The organism is Kocuria sp. HSID17590 (assembly GCF_003989485.1).
In the GTDB taxonomy this organism is placed as follows: domain Bacteria; phylum Actinomycetota; class Actinomycetes; order Actinomycetales; family Micrococcaceae; genus Kocuria; species Kocuria salsicia.
Genome location: NZ_RBMB01000003.1, coordinates 162,199 through 181,783, shown reverse-complemented (window position 1 = coordinate 181,783; position 19,585 = coordinate 162,199). Strand labels below are relative to the sequence as shown.

Sequence of the window (19,585 nt, the reverse complement as noted above, 5' to 3'; positions counted from 1 at the left end):
CCCGTAGCCGGCCCGGGGCCAGGAGCTTGGCCTGTTTCGGACGAGCCCGTGAGCGCGCCCAGCCACGGTGAGCGACATAGGCCCTGTAGTGCCCTGCCACGGAACGGTTGTCGATCTCTCGTTTGATCGTCGAGGCAGGCCGACCCAGAGCACGGCCTATCGCGCGCAGACTGACACCAGCCCGGTGCAGGTCAGCGATCGTCTCGCGTTCTGCCACGGTGAGGTACCTGCGGTGCAGCACCGCGTCTAACGCCGAGACCGATGGGGCATCAGCAACAGTGGTCATCCCAGTGTTGTAATCCACTCTGCGCCCGTCTGGGTAGACCCGTGCTCGTCTCACATGCCGCACGCCGCGGTCCCAGTCCGAGGCCGTCTTGATATGCACACCAACCCGCGCCGCGGCCACGGTGCGCGAGACACCCTCAGCGCGTAGCTGCTCGTACTGGCCGCGACCTGGATGGCCACGACTGGCACCGGGCTTCCCACGTCCTCGGATCCCTGCCGCACGCGCCCATCCGTAAGCGGTATTACGGTTCACTCCCACATGAGACGCGGCAGCAGTGATGCTGCCCTCCAGATGCTCCAGTGCCTGGAAGAACGCGTCCTTCACCTCATGAGACGCCATGGTCCTCGCAACTCCCCAAAAATTCAGGGCGTTGCGAGGACCACTAGAAACTGCCGATCTGGTGGCGCGGCGTCGTCGTCTGCGGATCCGCTTCGCCCGCGGAGCCCCGGCGCGCTCAGGGCGCCGGAGCAGCGGGGCCAGCGGCCTCGGTGGGGCCAGCGCGGCGTCGGGGTGCGGAACCGACGACGAGGCCCCGGGACACTCAGGCGTCCGCGGTGCGGGCCTCGTCGTGGAGCATCCACAGGTCCGGGCCGAAGATCTCGTAGTGGATCGCGCGGCCGGGGACCCCGCCGGCGACCAGCTGCGAGCGCACGGACTGCATGAAGGCCAGGGGCCCGCACATGAAGACCTCTGCGCCCTCGGGGATCTCCACCTGGGAGACGTCCATGTGGCCCTCGAAGTCCCCCTCGCCCGGGGCGGCGAGCCACGAGACGAGCTTTGCGTTGGGCATCCGGGAGACGTAGTCGCGCACGAGCTCGCGGCCGGGCCACGCGGCCTCGGAGCGGTCCGCGTGCAGCACGAGCACCTCGCGCTCGGGGTCCTCCCGCGCGAGCTGGTCCAGGAACGCCACCACGGGGGTGACGCCGATGCCCGCGGAGACGAGCACGAGCGGACCGTCGAAGTCCGGGTCCAGGGTCACGTCCCCGTACGGGTTGGAGATCTCCAGGACGTCGCCCACCTCGATGTCCTCGTGCAGGATGGGCGAGACCTCGCCCTCGGGATCCTCGCGCACCACGATCCGCCGGTGGCCGGGGTCGCTCGGCACCAGGGTGAACTGGCGGGGCTGGCGCAGGCCGTCCTTCACGACCACCTGGATCGAGATGTACTGGCCGGCCACCGAGGGAGTCATGGGGGTGTCGTCCGCGGGCTCGAACTCGAAGGCCACCACGCCGTCGGCCACCTGCTCCTTGGAGATCAGGCGGAAGGGCGCGAACATGACGTCGTTGGCCTGCTGGGAGTACAGCCCCTTCTCGATCTTGATGAGGGCGTCCGCCATGAGCCAGTAGACCTCGTCCCACGCGGCCACGACCTCGGGCGTCGCGGCGTCCCCCAGGTCAGCCGCGATCGCGCCGAACAGGTGCTCGTGCACGGTGGGGTACTCCTCGGGCAGCAGGCCCAGGGACGTGTGCTTGTGGGCCACGCGGGAGAGCACCTCGTCCGGGTACGAGTCCGGGTGGTTGAGCAGGTGCGAGGCGAACATTGCGATGGACCCGGCAAGCGCCTGCGGCTGCGTGCCGTTCTTCTGGTTCGCGCGGCTGAACATCCCGTCCAGCAGGTCCGGGCGGGCCTCGAACATCGACTTGTAGAACACGGGCGTGATGTTGGGGATGCGTTCGGCGATGATGCCGATGGTCGCTTCGATGACCGGGCGTGACTTCTCGGACAGCATGGTGGCTTCCTCTCGTCGACATGTGACGAGAGCCAATTTAGCATTCTGGATGCCACTTAAATAGCGAAGGTGGGCGTGCCCGAATCCAGCTGCTCGGGGGGCCGCAGGCCCAGCTGCACGGCGATCGGGCCCACCTGGCGCGGATTGACGAGCTCCGCGATGCTCACTTCGTCCAGCTCCCGGTAGAACGCCTCGCGCGCGCCGGCCAGGGCCCTGCGCAGGCGGCAGCCGTGGTTCAGGGGGCAGGCGGTCTCGTCCGCCTCGCACTCCACGATGGCGGTGTCCGCCTCGAGCACCCGCAGCACCTGGCCCACGCGGGCCTCGCGACCCTCCTCCGTGAGCATCACGCCTCCGGAGCGCCCGCGCTGGGAGCACAGCAGACCCATGCCGCGCAGCCTGGCCACGGTCTTGGCCACGTGGTTGTAGGGGGCGCCCACGCCGTCGGCGATCCGCTGGGTGGACAGCATCGTCTCCGGCGCCAGCCCGCCCATGAGCAGCAGCACGCGCAGCGCGATGTCCGAAAATGCCGTCAGCCGCACAGTTGTCCCTTCATCGCGGGCCGCCCTCTTCCACGGATGACGACGCCGCGCGGCCAGTTTGGCCGCGCAGCGCGATCATATCCCCGTCACCGGGCGGTGTCTCGCCCCGCAGGTTCCCGCCCGGTGCCCGCGGTCAGCTCTGGCGCAGCCGCTCCTCGAGGCCGGCGCGCTGCTCGAGGATGACCTCGGGGACGTCCTTCAGGCGGGCGAACCACTCGTCGATCCCGGGCAGCTCGTTGAGCCACTCGTCACGGTCCACCCGCAGGGCGGCGTCGAGCTCCTCGTCCGAGATCTCCAGACCGGTGAGGTCCAGGTCCTCCTTGGACGGAAGGATGCCCACGGGGGTCTCGTGACCGCCCGCGGTGCCCTTGAGGCGCTCCACGATCCACTTGACCACGCGGGAGTTCTCCCCGAACCCGGGCCACGCGAAGCCGCCGTCCGCCGTGCGGCGGAACCAGTTCACGTAGTAGATCCGCGGCATGTTCTCCTCGCCCGTGCGGGCTCCGGTGTCCAGCCAGTGCTCGAGGTAGTCGTTCGCGTTGTAGCCGATGAACGGGAGCATGGCCATGGGGTCGCGGCGCACCACGCCCACCGCGCCCTTCGCGGCGGCGGTGGTCTCGGAGGACAGCGTGGCGCCCTGGAACACGCCGTGCTCCCAGCCGAAGGACTCGGAGACCAGCGGCACGGTGGTCTTGCGGCGGCCGCCGAAGATGATGGCGGACAGCGGCACGCCCTCGGGGTCGTCGTACTCCGGCGCCAGGATCTCCACCTGCTTGATGGGGGTGCAGAAGCGGGAGTTCGGGTGGGCGGCGGGACGGCCGGACTCGGGGGTCCAGTCCCGGCCCTTCCAGTCGGTGAGGTGCTCGGGCACCTCGTCCGTCATGCCCTCCCACCACACACCGCCGTCGTCGGTCAGCGCCACGTTGGTGAAGATGGTGTTGCCGCGGGCGATCGCGTGCATCGCGTTCGGGTTGGTGGACCAGCCGGTGCCGGGGGCCACGCCGAAGAGGCCGGCCTCGGGGTTGACCACGCGCGGGGTGCGGTCCTTGCCGAAGCGGATCCAGGCGATGTCGTCGCCCACCATCTCGGCCTTCCACCCGGGCACCGTGGGCTCGAGCATCGCGAAGTTGGTCTTGCCGCACGCGGACGGGAACGCCGCCGCGATGAAGCGCGAGTCACCCTCGGGATCCGTGACCTTCAGGATCAGCATGTGCTCGGCCAGCCAGCCCTCGTCGTGGGCGATCGCGGAGGCGATGCGCAGCGCGTAGCACTTCTTGCCCAGCAGCGCGTTGCCGCCGTAGCCGGATCCGAAGGACCAGATGGCGCGGTCCTCGGGGAACTGCACGATGTACTTGGCGGGGTTGCACGGCCAGGGGACGTCCTCCTCGCCGGGCTGCAGCGGCGCCCCCAGCGAGTGAACGCACTCCACGAACGGTGCCTGGTCCCGGGACATCTTCTCCAGGACGGGGGTGCCGATGGTCGCCATGATGCGCATGGAGCACACCACGTAGGGGGAGTCCGTGATCTCCACGCCGTACTGCGGCTTGGCGGCGTCCAGCGAGCCCATCACGAACGGGATCACATACATGGTGCGCCCGTGCATGGCACCGGAGAAGCGCTTCTCCAGCGTCTCCTTCATGACCCGCGGGTCCTCCCAGTTGTTCGTGGGACCCGCGCCCTTCTCGGTCTTGGTGCAGATGAAGGTGCGCTCCTCCACGCGGGCGACGTCCTCGGGGTCCGAGAACGCGGCGAAGGAGTTGGGGAACTTGTCCTCGGACAGCCGCACCAGGGTGCCCGCCTCGACCATCTGGTCCGTCAGCTGCGTCCACTCGGCCTCGGAGCCGTCCGCCCAGTGGATCCGGTCCGGCTGCGCCAGCTCGGCGATCTCCCGCACCCAGTCCGTCAGCGCCCGGTAGTCGGTGGGGGGATTTTCGAGCGTCTCCCGCACCTCGCTGCTCAGCTCGGTGGTCCCGGTGGTTGCCGTGGTGTTCTCAGCCATTGACATGTCTCCTCGTTGAGGCCGTCGTGCATTCCGCGTCCCGGAGGATCCGATGGGTCCGTGCACCGCTCCACGCCACTGTGGAGGGGGCCCCGCACACCGGTCCGCCGGGATTGCGCGTGGGTGTGGCTGGAGTCTATCGCGGCCGGACCCCCGTCGACCGAGAGTTACACCACACCGGGCGCGTTCTGCGGCCTCCCGCGATTTGTCGCCGGGGACGCACGGGTGTAAGTTGTTACCCGTTGCAACGGCCACGGTCGCCGCGGCAAGGGCGCCTGTAGCTCAACGGATAGAGCATCTGACTACGGATCAGAAGGTTGTAGGTTCGAATCCTATCGGGCGCACCGCATGAGGACCCCGCATCCACCGGATGCGGGGTCCTTCGTCTGTGACCGACCCCCACCGGCCGCTCCACGAGGATCGAGGCACCCCCTGACTTCCCCCGGCACCGTCCGCGCACCCCGCGCCCGCAGGTTCGTCCTGGGGGCTGCCGCCCTCGCCCTGGCAGTCACGGGCTGCGCCACCCCCGGCACCCCGGGTGCGTCCTCCAGCTCCTCGGGCACGACGATGCCGTCCCCCGCCTCGTCCGCGTCCCGCTCCTCGGAGACCCCCGCGGCAGGTGACGCCAGCACCTCTGGCGGCGGGGCATCCGCCGGCGCCACGGCGTCGTCGTCGGACGAAGCGCAGGACGCAACCAGGGACGCCGCGGCAGGAACGGCGCTGGCCGCCCTCGGCGAGCTGCCGGTCAAGGGGCGCGCACCCAAGACCGGCTACTCCCGCGACGAATTCGGCCCGCGCTGGGCGGACACGGACCACAACGGCTGCGACACCCGCAACGACATCCTGCGCCGGGACATGACCGGCATCGAGGTCACCCCCGGCACGCACGGCTGCAAGGTGCGGACGGGCACCCTGGTCAGCCCTTATTCGGGCGGCACCGTGGACTTCACCGCCGGGCAGGACACGAGCTCCGAGGTGCAGATCGACCACGTGGTCGCGCTGTCGGACGCGTGGCAGAAGGGCGCCCAGCAGCTCGACGCGGACCGGCGCACGGCGCTCGCGAACGACCCCCTCAACCTGCTGGCGGTGGACGGGCCCACCAACAACAAGAAGTCGGACGGGGACGCCGCCACGTGGCTGCCGCCCGCTACGAGTGAGCGGTGCGAGTACGTGGCCACGCAGATCGCCGTGAAGCGCAGCTACGACCTCTGGGTCACGGACGGCGAGAAGAAGGCCATGGTGCGCGTGCTGGACACCTGCCCGGACCAGAAGGTCCCGGAGGCTCGCGCTGTGCCGGCGCCGGTGGACGAACCCGTCGCGGCCCCGCAGACGGAGGCCCCCGCGGCTGACCAAGAACCCGCCGCTCCCGTGCAGGAGCCTGTGGAGCAGGCACCCGCGGTCCCCGGGGCGAACGGCGGCGTGGCCGGCGGAGACGTGTACTACTCCCGCTGCGCCGAGGCCCGTGCCGCCGGTGCTGCGCCCCTCTACGCGGGCTCGCCGGGCTACCGCCCGGGTCTGGACGGCGACGGTGACGGCGTAGCCTGTGAGGCCAAGCACTGACCCCGACCGGACGGATCACGCATGAGGCCCTTCCACCGCACGCTCAGGACACTGTGGACCGCCGGCGGCATCCTGGTGGGACTCGCCGTGGTGCTGTGGGGCGCCGCGTTCCTCGGCATCGCCCTGCTGCCGGACGACGACGGGCTGGGCACAGCCTTCCTCGGCATCTACCTGATCCTGGCGGGCATGGTGCTGCTGGGTGCGTCGCTGGTGGTGCTGCTGCTGCGCCGCGCCCGTGAGTCACGGGACCAAGACCCAGCCGCAGACCGGAAACCTCACACGCGCGGCGCGTAGAACCGGGTGAGGCGGGCGTCCGCGCCGTCGAGCAGCGCCCAGTCCCCCGCGACCTCCAGCACGGCGGTGCCCGCGGTGGGGAACCCGCTCGCGGCGTCCATCATGGCGTCCTGCTCCGAGTCCCGGGAGGCCAGCCGCAGCACGACGTCCAGCACACCCGGCATGTGCGCGACCACCAGCAGCGTGCGCACCGTCTCGGGAACGTGGTTCACGGCGGCGACGAGCTGCGCGTCCGTGGCGTTGTAGAGCCCCTCCCACAGCTGCGGGGTGGGCGCCTTCTCCCCCAGTTCGTGGCCCACCCACGTGACCGTCTGGCGCGTGCGCAGCGCCGGGGAGGTCAGGATCATGTCCGGAGCGGCGTTGCCCGCGAGCCACCGCCCCACGTCCGCGGCCTCGCGCGCGCCCCGCGGCGTCAGCGGCCGGTCGTGGTCGGGGACCTCCCGCGGGAAGTCGGCCTCGCCGTGCCGCATGATCACCAGGTGCTTGAGGTCGTGGCGCGTCATGCGAGCCAGTCTGTCACGGGCGGCAGGGCCCGGGAACGACGACGACGCCGGGTCCGCGACCCGGCGTCGTCGTGCGTCGACCTGTGGTGACGGCGCCCGTGGGCCCGTCGACTGGTCGGCCCGTCAGATGGAGTACTCGGGGGCGGCCCAGACGACGACCTCGGGGTGGTCGTAGAACCGGTAGCCCTGCCCGCGCACGGTGCGCACGGTGTTGGCCAGGCGCCCGAGCTTGGAGCGCAGACGGCGCACGTGGACGTCGATGGTGCGCTCGGACGGGACCTCGTCCGCGTCCTCCCACAGATTGTCCAGCAGCTCCGTGCGCCCGACCGTGCGGGTGCCGTTCTCCACCAGGTAGTTGAGCAGCTCGAACTCGCGGTGCGTGAGGTTCAGCAGCTCACCGTCCAGGAAGACCTCGCGGCGGGAGAGGTCGATCAGCACACCCACGCGCTGGTGGTCGATGGTGCTGCCGCCGCCGCTGGCCGGCAGGGGTGCGATGGGCTCGATGACCGGGTCCGTGAACGTGGGGTCGCCCAGGGCGCTGCGCACGACCTCGAGGTCCGTGCCCTCGGCGTTGATCGGGGCGAGCGCGACGGCGGCGTAGGAGTCCGACTCCGGGACCGTGGCGCTGATGTACTGCCGGATGTCCTGCACCAGCTGGACCAGGTTGATGCCGCGGTCCGCGGCGGCCTGCTCGTCCACGCCCACGTAGAGCACGAAGCCGCGCGCCTCGGTGGGCTGCTGCTCCGCGACGGGCTGGGCCCCGCTGCGGGTCTCGGAACTGAAGTCCGCGGACACGGACCGCAGGTGACGGTACTTCTCGGGCGTCGCGGGCACGGGGTGGGCACCCCGCGGCAGGACGGGGGCCTGGGTACCGCCCACGCGGTGCCGCTGGGAGATGTGGACGTATCCCGGTGCGCCTGTCATTAGAACTCCTGCCTCGTGAAGCCCCGTTCCCGTGAGTTCCCTGGAAAACGGCGTTATCAACATCGTCGACGATGCAGGGCGGGACTCGCAAGTAATATATGCGTTTTTTTCTCACATGGTGAGACAGTCCACGCCTGACGCCAGCCGGTGGCGGAAAGGGGTTGCTTTACCGCGCGGAAGGAGGATGAATCTTCACCGACATTCCGCGGATTCTCGCGTTCCGCCGGGGAAACTCATGTGAGAGGTTGAAAAATCACACCTGAAAGCGAATGTCAATCAGCCGTGTGAGTTCCCCCACGTCCAGCGGGGAGCGGGGCACCGAGTACGACTCGGGGGCTTCAGTCCACCAAACCGTAGAGCCTGTCCCCGGCGTCGCCGAGGCCCGGGATGATGTAGGCGTTCTCGTCCAGGCGCTCGTCCACGGAGGCCAGCACCACGTTCACCTCGGCGTCCTCGAGCTCGCTGTTCAGCCGTTCGAGCCCCTCGGGGGCGGCCAGCAGGCAGACGCACGTGATCTGCTCGGCGCCGCGGCGGTACAGGAACTTGATGGCCTCGCTGAGGGTGCCGCCCGTGGCGAGCATGGGATCGAGCACGTACACCTGGCGCCCCGTGAGGTCGTCCGGCAGCCGTTCGGCGTAGGTGATGATGTCCAGGGTGGCGTCGTCCCGGGCCATGCCCAGGAAGCCGACCTCCGCGGTGGGGATCAGGCGGGTCATGCCCTCGAGCATCCCCAGCCCGGCGCGCAGGATGGGCACGACCAGCGGGCGCGGGCGGGTCAGGGCGGTGCCCTGCGTCTCGGCCACCGGGGTCTGGATGGTCACCGGCTCCACACGGACGTCCCGGGTGGCCTCGTAGGCCAGCAGCGTGACCAGTTCCTCCACCAGCTGGCGGAACACGGGGGACGGGGTGTCCTTCTCGCGCAACACGCTCAGCTTGTGGGCGACCAGCGGGTGATCCAAGACAGTGACTCGCATACCCAGAATCTAGCAGTAGCCCCGGCTGCGCGGACCATCGCCGGAGCGGGCTCCACCGGCCCCGGCCCACGCGCCCACGATGCCGCCGCCCCCGACCGGACGGGTCACGTCACGACTTCGTCACGGGACACCGCCGCACGCCGTGCAGGATGGTGCCGTGCCCTACCCTCGTAGGGAACATGCGATCCCGCTCCACCCAGTCCTGCGCACGGCAACCCTCGGAAGGGGCACCACACATGGCGGCACCGGTTCTCGAGACGGAGAATTTGGTCAAGATCTACGGCAGGGGCGACACCCGCTTCGACGCACTCAAGGGCATCAATCTGGAGATCGGCAAGGGCGAGTCCGTGGCCGTGGTGGGCAAGTCCGGCTCGGGCAAGTCCACCCTCATGCACCTGCTCGCACTGCTGGACGCCCCCACCCACGGCGTGGTGGCCCTGGAGGGCAGGCCCACCGGGGACCTCGGCGCCAAGGAGCTCAACGAGCTGCGCAACTCCGCGTTCGGCTTCGTGTTCCAGCAGTTCTTCCTGACCCCCAACCAGAGCGTGCTGGAGAACGTCACGCTGCCCCTGAAGATCGCGGGCGTCCCCGCGTCCGAGCGCAAGCGCCGGGGCCTCGAGGCGCTCGAGCAGCTGGAGATGGCGGACAAGGCGGACAACAAGGCCACAGACCTCTCCGGCGGGCAGAAGCAGCGCGTGGTGATCGCCCGCGCGCTCATCAACGACCCCTCCGTGATCTTCGCGGACGAGCCCACCGGCAACCTGGACTCCGCGACCTCCAAGGTGGTGGAGGACATCCTCTTCGGGCTCAACCGGGACAAGGGGATCACCCTGGTGGTCGTGACCCACGACGAGGACCTCGCCCAGCGCTGCTCGCGCCAGATCTACCTGGTGGACGGGCAGATCGTGCCGAGCCCCGAGAAGCCCGCGAGCGACGTCGCCCCCGGATCCCCGGCCCACCCGTGGGCCCAGCAGCCCGCCGAGGCCGCCGCGGAGACCCTGCAGGTCACCGAGCCCGCCACCGGGGAGGTGGTCACGATCAGCCAGGCCGACGCCGCCGAGATCGCCCGCGCCGCGCAGGAACCACCGCGCCCCGGCAAGCACGCCGCGCCCGCCCCCACCCCCGAGCAGCCAGGAGCCACCGCGTGAAATTCATCGATCTGCTGCGCACGGCGATCGGGAACACGTTCCGGTCCAAGGCGCGCACCATCCTGACCGTGATCGCGATCTTCATCGGCTCGTTCACGCTCACCCTGACCTCCGGGATCGGCACGGGCGTCAACGACTACATCGACAAGACCGTGGCCGCGTTCGGCAACGAGAACGCCCTGTTCGTCCAGAAGGTCTCCGAGCAGTCCGCCCCCGGCTCCAGCGAGCAGGACGGACCCACCGAGTACAACCCGGACGAGACCAACGTGCAGCTCGGCTTCGGCTCCGTCAGCGGCCTGACCGACTCGGACATCGACAAGATCGAGAAGATCGACGGCGTGGGCTCGGTGGACCCCATGTACATGGTCACCCCCAAGTACCTGGAGGCCCCCGGCGGCAAGAAGTTCAAGCTCAGCCTGGGCTCACCCCCGGAGGCGGACGGGCTGCAGCTCGAGTCCGGTGAGGCCCCGGAACGCGGCAAGGACGAGATCCTGCTGCCCGCCTCGTGGGTCGAGCCCCTGGGCCTGGGATCCAACCAGGACGCCGTGGGCAAGACCGTGAAGATCGCGCTGGGCAACGCCGTGGACCAGGACAGGACGTTCACCGTCAAGGTCTCGGGCGTCGCCCAGGCCTCACTGGCGGGCTCCTCCGACAACCCCATCCCCTCCGCGGGCCTGAACAAGAAGCTCTACGACTACCAGGTCTCCGGAAGCCCCCGGAAGGTCCCGAACTCGTACTTCACCGCCACCGCCACCGTGGACGACATGTCCAAGGTGGGCGCCATCAAGTCGCAGCTCTCGGACGAGGACATGCTCGGACGCACCGTGGAGGACCAGCTGGGCATGTTCCGCGCGGTCATCAACGGCATCGTGTGGATCCTCAACTCCTTCGCCATCATCGCGCTGCTCGCCGCGGGCTTCGGCATCGTGAACACGCTGCTGATGTCCGTGCAGGAGCGCACCCGGGAGATCGGGCTGATGAAGGCGCTGGGCATGAGCGGGGGCAAGGTCTTCGGCCTGTTCTCCCTCGAGGCGATCTTCATCGGCTTCCTGGGCTCCGCGATCGGCGCCGGCGTGGCCGTGGCGGCCGGGAGCATCCTCAGCGGGGTACTCTCCAACGGGCTGCTGTCCTCGCTGCCCGGGCTGAGCCTGTTCCTGTTCAACCCCGTGAACATCGCCCTGATCATCCTCTCGGTCATGTTCATCGCCTTCCTGGCTGGCACCATCCCCGCCATGCGGGCCGCCCGCCAGGACCCCATCACCGCTCTGCGCTACGAGTAGACCCCCCCCCACGCCCGCACCACCAACAGGAAGGACGACCCCCATGAGCACCGCCCCCAACGAACCCCAGAACCCCGGCCCCGGAGCCCCCGGACAGCCGGGCGCGGGCCAGCCGCTGGGCCAGGGCGCCGTCAACAGCGCACCCCAGGGCGCACCGAACGGCCAGCCCTACGGCCAGGTCCCGGCCAACGGCGCACCCGGCGGCCAGCAGTACGGTCAGGCCGGTGGGAAGTACGGCACCACCGAGTACAACCCCGGGCAGTACACCGACATGATGGAGCGCCCCTCCACGGTGGACCGGCTGCTCAAGCTGACGCTGATCTCCCTGGGAATCTCCGTGGTGAGCACCATCCTCAGCATCATCGGGATCCTCACCGCGGACAAGGACGCACTGCTCCGCGAGCAGGGCGGCGCCGCCTCCTCGCAGGCTGGCGCCCCAGACATGGCCCAGATGGTGGGCACCATGGGGGCAGTGGTCGGCATCATCAGTCTCGTGATCACGATCGGCCTCTATTTGCTGGTCTACTTCGGCCTCAAGAAGGACAAGAACTGGGCCCGCATCCTGGGCACCGTGTTCGCCGCCATCGCCATCGTGTCCGGCATCTTCGGCCTGTTCAGTGGCACCAGCGGAATGAGCACCGGGATCTACATTGCCGGCATCGTCCTCGGGGTCATCAAGATCATCGTGGACATCCTCTGGATCGTCACCGCGTTCAAGGCGCCCACCACGGCCTGGTTCAACCAGAACCGGGTCCAGCGCTAGGCACACATGGCTCTTCCACGCACTGCCAGGTCCATCCAGCTCGCGGGCTGGATGGACCTGGCCCTTTCCGAGGCCGCGCTCACGGCCGCGTCCGGGGACGTGCCCATCGGCGCCGTCGTCCTGGACGCTGACGACCGGGTGATCGGCACCGGCCGCAACCGTCGCGAGGAGTGCGGTGACCCCACCGCCCACGCGGAGGTGCTCGCCCTGCGCGAGGCCGCGGCCCGATGCGGCGAGTGGCGGCTGGAGGGGTGCACGCTCGTCGTCACCCTGGAGCCGTGCGCGATGTGCGCCGGGGCCGTGGTGCTTGCCCGGGTCCCCACCGTGGTCTTCGGTGCGTGGGACCCGAAGGCGGGGGCGTGCGGCTCCGTGCTCGACATCGTGCGGGATCCCCACCTCAACCACTGGGTGGAGGTCACCGGCGGCGTGCGCGAGGCCGAGTGTGCCGCCCTGCTCCACGACTTCTTCCGCGGGCGCCGCTGAACGCTTCGCAGCACGACGCCACTCCCGCGCCACCTCGCCCCCGTTCCGTCCGGCGCCGGGGCATTCCGGCACCCGCCCGCGTCGGGCGGCACCGCGCCGTGGGCGCGCACCCCGAGACCCGGGCCCGGCCGTAAGCCGACCCCGCGCCGGTTTGGAGGGGTTGCGCTCCGGGCTGTAAGGTGCTGGGAGTTGGTGACGTGTCCGAGCGGCCGAAGGTGCATCACTCGAAATGATGTTTGGTGTCAAAGCCAACGTGGGTTCAAATCCCACCGTCACCGCCACGTGCCCCAAGGCATCGAGAACACCCCGAACCCCGCGTTCGGGGTGTTTTTCGTGGCACCTGCCCCGAAACTTGCCCGAGCACTCGGGCAACTGACAGGTCCGCGCGGCCCGGCGATGATTGCAAGCTTGCTTACCGTCGGATAGAACTTGGACATGGGCCGATTCGGAATCGCGAGGTTCCTCCACACAGCTGCCGGCATCCTGAGCTATCCCCAGGATCCCCGGTCATTCGCGCAGATCTTCGGCGCTCTCTCGAGCGCCCACTACACGCGCGGGCGGATCACGCGCATCCAGCGCGAGACGCCCGACACCGTGACCGCGTTTTTCGCCGTGGGTGAAGGGTGGATCCCCCACCAGGCGGGACAGTGGGCGCGCATCGGCGTGGAAGTGGACGGCAAACGCATCTGGCGCCCCTACTCCATCAGCGCCCCCGAAGCCGGCGACCCGTCCGTCACGGTCAAGGCCCAGGGGGTCGTCTCCGAGCACCTGGTGCACCGGGCCACACCGGGGGACGTCCTCTACCTTGAGCGTCCGGAGGGGCAGTTCGTCCTCCCGGACATGCCCACGGAACTGCTGTTCGTGGTTGCCGGTTCCGGCATCACACCGGTGATGTCCATGCTGCGCACCCTGATGCCGCGCAGACCCGACCACGACGTCGTCCTGGTCTACGTGTCCCGGAACCGGCAGTCGTGCATCTTCCACGACGAGATCCTGGAACTCGCCGACCAGTTCCCCGGGCTGCGTCCGGTCTTCTGGTTCACGGAGGAGCGGGGCCGACTGGACGCCTCCGACGCGGCGACGGTGAGCGCACTGTGTCCCGACCACCCGCAGCGCAGCACGTACGCGTGCGGCCCGGACTCCTTCGTCACGGCCGTGGAGAAACTGGGGGACGGTTCCGGTACCGCCCCGGTGGTGGAAAGATTCAACGTGACCCGCGCTCCCACCGACGGGCAGCGCGGTGAGATCCGTCTCGAGCGCAGCGACCTCACGGTGGAGGTGGGTGAGAGCGAGACCATCCTGGAAGCCGCCGAGCACGCCGAGCACCCGCTGCCCCACGGCTGCCGGATGGGCATCTGCCACAGCTGCCTGATCCCCCTGACGGACGGGGCCGTGACGAACATCCGCACCGGGGAACTGCACCGGGAGCCCGGTCCCGTCCAGACCTGCGTGACCCGCCCCGCCCCCTACGCCGTCTTCGACGTCTGAGAACACCCCGCTCTTCCCGCCGGCACCGATCCCCTGGCGGGCAACCCCATGGAATGAAGGAGCACCCCTTGACGCTCGCACCATCCGCACCCTCCGCCGCCACGGCCACCTCGCCGGCACCCCGGCCTCCTCGTGATCCGCTCCAGCTCACCGAGCGGGAACTCGACGAGCTCGCGGTCGAGCTCGACACCGTGCGGGAGGAGATCTTCTCCCAACGCGGCCAGTCGGATGCCCGCTACATCCGCCGCGTGGTGGCCCTGCAGCGCAGCCTGGAGATGACCGGACGCGCCTGCATGCTCTTCTCCCGCCACAAGCCCCTGTGGTGGACCGGCGTGGGCTGCCTCAGCGTGGGCAAGATCCTCGAGAACATGGAGATCGGCCACAACGTCCTGCACGGGCAGTGGGACTGGATGAACGACAAGGAGATCCATTCCACCACGTGGGAGTGGGACTTCGTGGCGCCGTCCGCGGGGTGGCAGCGCACCCACAACGAGACGCACCACACCTGGACCAACGTGCTCGGCAAGGACCGGGACGTGGGATACAACGTGCTACGCATGGACCCGGAGCAGCCGTGGAAACCCGTGAACCTGCTCAACCCGGTGATCAACCTCTTCCTGGCCCCGGCGTTCGAGTGGGGCATCGCCATCTACGACGTGGAGCTGGACCAGTTCTTCGCCGGTAACAAGTCCGGGCGCGCCACGTTCGAGGACTTCAAGCGGGTGATGAAGAAGCTCGGGCGGCAGTCCGCGAAGGACTTCGTGGTCTCCCCCCTGCTGGCATCCCTCACCGGGTCGGGGAAGGCCTCGATCAAGGGTTTCCTGGCGGCGAACGTGATCCGCAACGTCTGGGCGCACGCGGTGATCTTCTGCGGCCACTTCCCGGACGGCGCGGAGACCTTCACGGAGGACGAGGTGGAGAACGAGTCGCGGGGACACTGGTACCGCCGCCAGGCCATGGGATCCGCGAACATCGACGGTTCCCACCTCATGCACTTCATGAGCGGCAACCTGTCCTTCCAGATCGAGCACCACCTGTTCCCGGACATGCCCTCCAACAGGCTGGCCGAGATCGCACCGCGCGTGAAGGAGATCTGCCGGCAGTACGGGATCCGGTACACCTCCGGCCCGCTGCCCCAGCAGGTCTTCCAGGCGTGGCGCAAGGTGTTCCGGCTGGCCCTGCCCTGATCCCACCCGGAGTCCGGGACAGGTGCTCGACTCGCCGAGAACTTCTGCGAGGCAGGCGCGAGCCCGCGCTACGCGCCGGTAGGCGTTCACACGGCCCTCCCCCTAGGGTGTAATCCGGCACACACTTCGGTCGTGGATGGGGGTGTCCCCTGGGACGCGCCGCGCACCCACGGCCCGGACACGACGAGGAGCACAGCATGAGCGACGAGCAGCCCGTGGGCCACCTGGGTAGCAACGGCGAGGACGTCCCGAACGCCCACTACGTCCGCACGGGTGAGCACACCTTCCGCACCACCGTGCACACGCAGGGCGCGTGGAGCCCCCTGGAGCAGCACATGGCGGCGTCCTCCGGGCTGCTGGTGCACGAGATCGAGCGCAACCACCCGCGCGAGGACGTGCTCCCGGTGCGCTTCTCGTTCGACATCCTGGGCTTCATCGCGGGCGGCGAGATCGAGGTGCACACCCGGGTGCTGCGCCCCGGCAAGACGATCGAGCTGCTCGAGGCCACCATGAGCAGCGGCGGGCGCGACTGCATCCGGCTGAGCCTGTGGCGGCTGAAGACCTCGGACACCCAGGACGTGGCCGGCGGGGAGATCGAACCGTTGACCCCGCTGGAGAAGTGCGAGCCGCTGGACATGTCGGAGGTCTGGGACGGCGGGTTCATCGGGTCCCTGGAGGGCCGCGTGGCCCGCGCGCCCCGCCCCGGCAGTGGTGCCGGCTGGCTGCGGATCGGCAACGACATCGTGGCGGGTGAGCAGTCCTCGAACACCGCCCGTTTCATCAGCGCCGTGGACTCCGCGAACGGGCTCGCACCGCGCGTGGAGATCGGACCGTGGGCGTTCCCCAACGTGGACCTGAGCATCCACATGTTCCGCGCCCCCGTCTCCGCGTGGGTGGGCCTGGATGTGAATGTGGAGTTCGGCGGGGACGGCGTGGGCCTGACCCACTCGGAGCTCTTCGACGAGCAGGGCCCTGTGGGACGGGTGGCCCAGGCGCTGACCGTGCGCCGCATGGGCTGAGGGGCACCGCCCCGGCGCGGGGCGGGGCTCATCACACTTCGCCATCCGATGGGGCCGAAGTTGACGGGCAACCCTAGAATAGCGGCTGGTTCCCAGAAGATTCCGGACGGGGTAGCACCCCAGGAGGTCCCAGCACGTGAGCAGCATCCTGATCAATGTGACCGACCGCGAGGGCGAGCGCACCGAGGGCGTGGAGTGGAAGGACTACGAGTCGCTCATGGAGTGCCTCACCCGCCACAAGTTCCCCATCCTGGCCACGTGCGGCGGCAACGCGTCCTGCTCCACGTGCCACTCCTACCTGAACCAGGAGGCGTTCGTGAAGACGGGCGGCCCCAACGAGGAGGAGGAGGACCTCCTCGAGATGCTGGACGACACCCGCCACGACAACTCCCGCCTCACCTGCCAGGTGGAGTGGTCCGAGGACCTCGAGGGCGCGGAGATCACGATCGCCCCGGAGTGGTGAGTCCCGCTTACTGACACGGAGTTGGAAACCTCGCGTCCCGTGGACGAAAGTTGGGGCATGACAACTCTCCGGGAGGATCTCACCACCCGCGCCGCCTACGTCTCGGACGCCTCGATCTACCGCAGGCTGCCCCGGGCCGTGGCGGAGCCGCGCTCGGTGCAGGAGGTCCGGGAGCTGCTCGCCACCGCGCGGGAGAACGGCTGGCCCGTGATCTCCCGCGGCGGTGGCACGTCCGTGGCGGGCAACGCCATCGGTGAGGGTCTGGTGGTTGACACCTCCCGCCACTTCAACCGCATACTGGAGATCGACCCCGCCGCCCGCACGGCGCGGATCGAACCCGGTGTGGTCTGCGACCAGTTGCGGGACGCCGCCTCCGAGTTCGGCCTCACCTACGGTCCGGATCCCTCCACGCACTCGCGCTGCACCGTGGGCGGGATGGTGGCCAACAACGCGTGCGGCTCCCACTCAGTGGCGTGGGGCACGAGCGCCGCGAACCTCGTCTCGCTCACGGTCATGCTTGCCGACGGGCGCCTGGTCACCCTGGATGCCGGTGGCACCTCGGACGCCGCGCTGACTTCACAGCTTGAGCAGCTGCGGGACTCCCACCTGGCCATGCTGCGCACAGAGCTGGGACAGTTCCCCCGCCAGGTCTCGGGCTACGGGCTGCACTACCTGCTGCGGGAGAACGGCTTCGACACGGCCAAGGCCTTCGCCGGGTCCGAGGGCACGTGCGGGATCATCACCGAGCTCACCGTGAAGCTCATGCCCAGGCCCGCGCACACAGCGCTGGCGGTGATGGGCTTCGAGGACGCGATCGCGGCGGCCACCGCCGCCCCGTCGTTCCGGGTCAGGGGCGTGACGACCATCGAGGGCATGGGCTCGGACCTCCTCGACGCGCTGCGCACCCGTCCGGGTCAGGAGAACGCCGGCCAGGAGCTGCCCAGCGGCGGCGGGTGGCTCTACTGCGAGGTCGCCGGAAACACCCCCGAGGAGGCGCTGGAAGCGGCCCGCACGCTGCCCGCCCTGGCTGGGGACGCCGTCGTCGACTCCGTGGTGGTTGGCGATCCGGCCCGGGCCCGCGCCCTGTGGCACATCCGCGAGGCCGGCGCGGGCATCGTGACCCGCCTGCCGGACGGCGGCGAGGCGTGGCCCGGCTGGGAGGACTCCGCAGTGCCCCCGGCGCGGCTGGGCGAGTACTTGGGGGACCTCTACCGCCTGCTGGAAGAGATGGGCCTGCGCGGCATCCCCTTCGGGCACTTCGGCGAGGGCTGCGTGCACATCCGCATCTCCTTCGACTTCAACACCGAGGCGGGAGTGGCGCAGTACCGGGAGTTCATCGAACGCGCGGCGGAACTCGTGCACCGCTACGGCGGATCGGTCTCCGGCGAGCACGGTGACGGCCGCGCCCGCTCGGAGCTGCTGGGCACCATCTACACGCCCGAGGCGCTGAAGACCTTCGCCCGGTACAAGCGGATCTTCGACCCTGACAACGTCTTCAACCCCGGGGTGCTCGTGGACCCCGAGCCCATGGACCGCGGCATCCGCCCCGGTCCCGGTGCGCGGACCTTCGACCTCACGCCCGTGCACGCGTTCTCGCACGACGGCGGCTCCTTCGGCCAGGCCGTGAACCGCTGCGTGGGCGTGGGCGCGTGCCGCTCGGACAGTGGTGCCATGTGCCCCTCCTTCCACGCCACGGGGGACGAGGTGCACTCCACCCGCGGGCGCATGCGCTCCCTCGCGGAGATGCTGCGCGGCGAGCACCTCACCGACGGCTGGAAGTCCAAGGAGACCTACGAGGCCCTGGACCTGTGCCTGTCCTGCAAGGCATGCGCCACCGAGTGCCCTGTGAACGTGGACATGGCCACCTACAAGGCAGAGTTCCTGCACCACCACTTCCGCCAGGGCCTCACCTCCTTCGTGGGGCGCAACCGCCGCCCCATGGCCCACCTGACCATGGGGTGGATGCCGCTGCTGATGCGTATCGCCACGGCCGTCCCCGGCTCCCTGCGTGCGGTCAACGTTCTGGAGCGGTTCGCCCCGGTGGAGGCACTGACCAAGAAGCTCGGTGGGATCGAGCCACGACGGCGCATGATCCGCTTCAACGACACGCCCCTGACCTCGTGGTTCAGGGACCGCACCCGGCACGACGCCGCGGCGGGCCGGGCACGCGGTGGCGCGCGGGCGTCGTCGTCGAACGAGCAGCCGTCCGTGGTGCTGTGGCCGGACACCTTCACCAACTTCTCCGCGGACGGACCTGGCAAGGCCGCCGTGGAGGTGCTCGAGGCCATGGGCTACCGCGTGCTGATGCCCATGGGGAACGTGTGCTGCGGGCTCACGTGGCACTCCACCGGCCAGCTGGACATGACCCGCCGGACGCTGCTGCAGACCTTGGACGTGATGGCGCCGCTGATCGAGGCGGGGTACCCGATCATCGGGCTGGAGCCCTCCTGCACGGTGATGCTGCAGCACGAGATCACCGAGTTGCTGCCGGAGGACCCGCGGGCCCACGCGGTGCGCGGGCTGACCGTGTCCTTGGGGGAGTTCGCGGCGAAGCACCTGCAGGACGGCGGGGACTGGCCGTTCGACACGCTGCAGACGCGCCAGGGACCGAGCAGCGCAGTGTGCCAGGTGCACTGCCACGAGAAGTCCCTGGGGGACTACTCGCCGGAGCTGACGGTGTTGGGCGAGCTGGGTGTGGACACCTCCGTGGTGGGCGGCGGGTGCTGCGGGCTCGCTGGGAACTGGGGATTCGAGCCGGGTCACTACGAGGTCTCCCAGCGCCTCGGCGAGCGCAACCTGTTCCCCGCAATCCGTTCCGCGGAGCCCGGGACGATCGTGCTGGCGGACGGCTTCTCGTGCCGCACGCAGATCGCGCAGGGCACGGATGCGGAAGGAGTTCACCTGGCACAGGTGATGCGTGCCGCATTGCGGGCTGAAAAGTAGGAC

At 69.6% G+C, this 19,585-nt stretch carries 18 protein-coding genes and 2 tRNA genes; 13 read left to right on the top strand and 7 right to left on the bottom strand.

Annotated features, from left to right (window positions below):
• The 4 genes from D8M39_RS12605 to D8M39_RS01720 all read right to left on the bottom strand — a co-directional run.
• Nucleotides 1–406: helix-turn-helix domain-containing protein (locus D8M39_RS12605; protein ID WP_238693906.1), on the bottom strand; the 406-nt coding region annotated here is incomplete at its 3' end.
• Nucleotides 407–827: 421 nt separating this feature from the next.
• A complete protein-coding gene (locus tag D8M39_RS01730) occupies nt 828–2,015 on the bottom strand; it encodes a globin domain-containing protein (protein ID WP_055086260.1) in 1,188 nt (395 codons plus the stop codon).
• Nucleotides 2,016–2,071: 56 nt separating this feature from the next.
• Nucleotides 2,072–2,554 carry an Rrf2 family transcriptional regulator gene (locus tag D8M39_RS01725; RefSeq protein ID WP_055086258.1) on the bottom strand — a complete coding sequence of 161 codons (483 nt, stop codon included), beginning with the start codon at nt 2,552–2,554 and terminating at the stop codon, nt 2,072–2,074.
• 133 nt (nt 2,555–2,687) lie between these two features.
• Complete coding sequence (locus D8M39_RS01720; protein WP_055086255.1) at nt 2,688–4,553, bottom strand: phosphoenolpyruvate carboxykinase (GTP); 1,866 nt, start codon at nt 4,551–4,553, stop codon at nt 2,688–2,690.
• A 271-nt stretch (nt 4,554–4,824) separates the two neighbouring features.
• Between D8M39_RS01720 and D8M39_RS01715 the strand changes: the two genes are divergently transcribed.
• The 3 genes from D8M39_RS01715 (at nt 4,825) to D8M39_RS01705 (ending at nt 6,407) form a co-directional block, all read left to right on the top strand.
• A tRNA-Arg gene (locus tag D8M39_RS01715) sits at nt 4,825–4,897 on the top strand.
• Between the two features lie 223 nt (nt 4,898–5,120).
• The gene (locus tag D8M39_RS01710; protein WP_126874263.1) at nt 5,121–6,113 is read left to right on the top strand and encodes a DUF1524 domain-containing protein; all 993 of its coding nucleotides are present in this window, start codon (nt 5,121–5,123) and stop codon (nt 6,111–6,113) included.
• A gap of 21 nt (nt 6,114–6,134) precedes the next feature.
• The gene (locus tag D8M39_RS01705; protein WP_055086253.1) at nt 6,135–6,407 is read left to right on the top strand and encodes a hypothetical protein; all 273 of its coding nucleotides are present in this window, start codon (nt 6,135–6,137) and stop codon (nt 6,405–6,407) included.
• Here the strand turns inward: D8M39_RS01705 and D8M39_RS01700 are convergent.
• The 3 genes from D8M39_RS01700 to upp all read right to left on the bottom strand — a co-directional run bounded on the left by D8M39_RS01700 (nt 6,389) and on the right by upp (nt 8,808).
• Nucleotides 6,389–6,910 carry a histidine phosphatase family protein gene (locus tag D8M39_RS01700; RefSeq protein WP_055086251.1) on the bottom strand — a complete coding sequence of 174 codons (522 nt, stop codon included), beginning with the start codon at nt 6,908–6,910 and terminating at the stop codon, nt 6,389–6,391. The two genes, D8M39_RS01705 and D8M39_RS01700, sit on opposite strands and share 19 nt — an antisense overlap.
• Nucleotides 6,911–7,033: 123 nt before the next feature.
• On the bottom strand, nt 7,034–7,834 hold the full coding sequence (locus D8M39_RS01695; protein WP_055086249.1) for a winged helix-turn-helix domain-containing protein: 801 nt from the start codon (nt 7,832–7,834) through the stop codon (nt 7,034–7,036).
• A gap of 338 nt (nt 7,835–8,172) precedes the next feature.
• The gene (upp, locus tag D8M39_RS01690) at nt 8,173–8,808 is read right to left on the bottom strand and encodes a uracil phosphoribosyltransferase (RefSeq protein ID WP_126874256.1); all 636 of its coding nucleotides are present in this window, start codon (nt 8,806–8,808) and stop codon (nt 8,173–8,175) included.
• A gap of 236 nt (nt 8,809–9,044) precedes the next feature.
• Here upp and D8M39_RS01685 point away from each other — a divergent pair, with 236 nt between their 5' ends.
• The 10 genes from D8M39_RS01685 to D8M39_RS01640 all read left to right on the top strand — a co-directional run bounded on the left by D8M39_RS01685 (nt 9,045) and on the right by D8M39_RS01640 (nt 19,582).
• Nucleotides 9,045–9,956 (top strand): ABC transporter ATP-binding protein, encoded by a 912-nt coding sequence (locus D8M39_RS01685; protein ID WP_094395193.1) that lies wholly within the window; start codon nt 9,045–9,047, stop codon nt 9,954–9,956.
• Nucleotides 9,953–11,236, top strand: a complete 1,284-nt coding sequence (locus D8M39_RS01680; protein WP_055082158.1) for an ABC transporter permease — start codon at nt 9,953–9,955, stop codon at nt 11,234–11,236. Before D8M39_RS01685 ends, D8M39_RS01680 begins: the two co-directional genes overlap by 4 nt.
• A 43-nt stretch (nt 11,237–11,279) precedes the next feature.
• Nucleotides 11,280–11,999, top strand: coding sequence for a hypothetical protein (locus D8M39_RS01675; protein ID WP_094395195.1), 720 nt, complete (start codon nt 11,280–11,282; stop codon nt 11,997–11,999).
• 6 nt (nt 12,000–12,005) lie between these two features.
• Nucleotides 12,006–12,482 (top strand): tRNA adenosine(34) deaminase TadA, encoded by a 477-nt coding sequence (gene tadA, locus D8M39_RS01670; RefSeq protein WP_055085550.1) that lies wholly within the window; start codon nt 12,006–12,008, stop codon nt 12,480–12,482.
• A 191-nt stretch (nt 12,483–12,673) separates the two neighbouring features.
• Nucleotides 12,674–12,763: transfer RNA gene (locus D8M39_RS01665), tRNA-Ser, on the top strand.
• A 154-nt stretch (nt 12,764–12,917) separates the two neighbouring features.
• Nucleotides 12,918–13,970, top strand: a complete 1,053-nt coding sequence (locus D8M39_RS01660) for a flavin reductase family protein (protein WP_055085548.1) — start codon at nt 12,918–12,920, stop codon at nt 13,968–13,970.
• A 53-nt stretch (nt 13,971–14,023) separates the two neighbouring features.
• Nucleotides 14,024–15,157, top strand: coding sequence for a fatty acid desaturase (locus D8M39_RS01655; RefSeq protein ID WP_371413722.1), 1,134 nt, complete (start codon nt 14,024–14,026; stop codon nt 15,155–15,157).
• A gap of 197 nt (nt 15,158–15,354) precedes the next feature.
• Entirely contained in the window at nt 15,355–16,176 is an 822-nt protein-coding gene (locus tag D8M39_RS01650; protein WP_055085543.1) for a thioesterase family protein, read from the top strand.
• 136 nt (nt 16,177–16,312) lie between these two features.
• Nucleotides 16,313–16,639 (top strand): 2Fe-2S iron-sulfur cluster-binding protein, encoded by a 327-nt coding sequence (locus tag D8M39_RS01645; RefSeq protein WP_055085542.1) that lies wholly within the window; start codon nt 16,313–16,315, stop codon nt 16,637–16,639.
• A 57-nt stretch (nt 16,640–16,696) separates the two neighbouring features.
• Entirely contained in the window at nt 16,697–19,582 is a 2,886-nt protein-coding gene (locus D8M39_RS01640) for an FAD-binding and (Fe-S)-binding domain-containing protein (protein WP_055085540.1), read from the top strand.
• Nucleotides 19,583–19,585 lie beyond the last annotated feature (3 nt).

Coding starts and splice junctions, on each gene's coding strand:
- D8M39_RS01730 (WP_055086260.1), bottom strand. CDS start 2,015: ATGCTGTCCGAGAAGTCACGCCCGGTCATCGAAGCGACCATCGGCATC.
- D8M39_RS01720 (WP_055086255.1), bottom strand. CDS start 4,553: ATGGCTGAGAACACCACGGCAACCACCGGGACCACCGAGCTGAGCAGC.
- D8M39_RS01710 (WP_126874263.1), top strand. CDS start 5,121: ATGCCGTCCCCCGCCTCGTCCGCGTCCCGCTCCTCGGAGACCCCCGCG.
- D8M39_RS01705 (WP_055086253.1), top strand. CDS start 6,135: ATGAGGCCCTTCCACCGCACGCTCAGGACACTGTGGACCGCCGGCGGC.
- D8M39_RS01700 (WP_055086251.1), bottom strand. CDS start 6,910: ATGACGCGCCACGACCTCAAGCACCTGGTGATCATGCGGCACGGCGAG.
- D8M39_RS01695 (WP_055086249.1), bottom strand. CDS start 7,834: ATGACAGGCGCACCGGGATACGTCCACATCTCCCAGCGGCACCGCGTG.
- upp (WP_126874256.1), bottom strand. CDS start 8,808: ATGCGAGTCACTGTCTTGGATCACCCGCTGGTCGCCCACAAGCTGAGC.
- D8M39_RS01685 (WP_094395193.1), top strand. CDS start 9,045: ATGGCGGCACCGGTTCTCGAGACGGAGAATTTGGTCAAGATCTACGGC.
- D8M39_RS01675 (WP_094395195.1), top strand. CDS start 11,280: ATGAGCACCGCCCCCAACGAACCCCAGAACCCCGGCCCCGGAGCCCCC.
- tadA (WP_055085550.1), top strand. CDS start 12,006: ATGGCTCTTCCACGCACTGCCAGGTCCATCCAGCTCGCGGGCTGGATG.
- D8M39_RS01660 (WP_055085548.1), top strand. CDS start 12,918: ATGGGCCGATTCGGAATCGCGAGGTTCCTCCACACAGCTGCCGGCATC.
- D8M39_RS01655 (WP_371413722.1), top strand. CDS start 14,024: ATGAAGGAGCACCCCTTGACGCTCGCACCATCCGCACCCTCCGCCGCC.
- D8M39_RS01650 (WP_055085543.1), top strand. CDS start 15,355: ATGAGCGACGAGCAGCCCGTGGGCCACCTGGGTAGCAACGGCGAGGAC.
- D8M39_RS01640 (WP_055085540.1), top strand. CDS start 16,697: ATGACAACTCTCCGGGAGGATCTCACCACCCGCGCCGCCTACGTCTCG.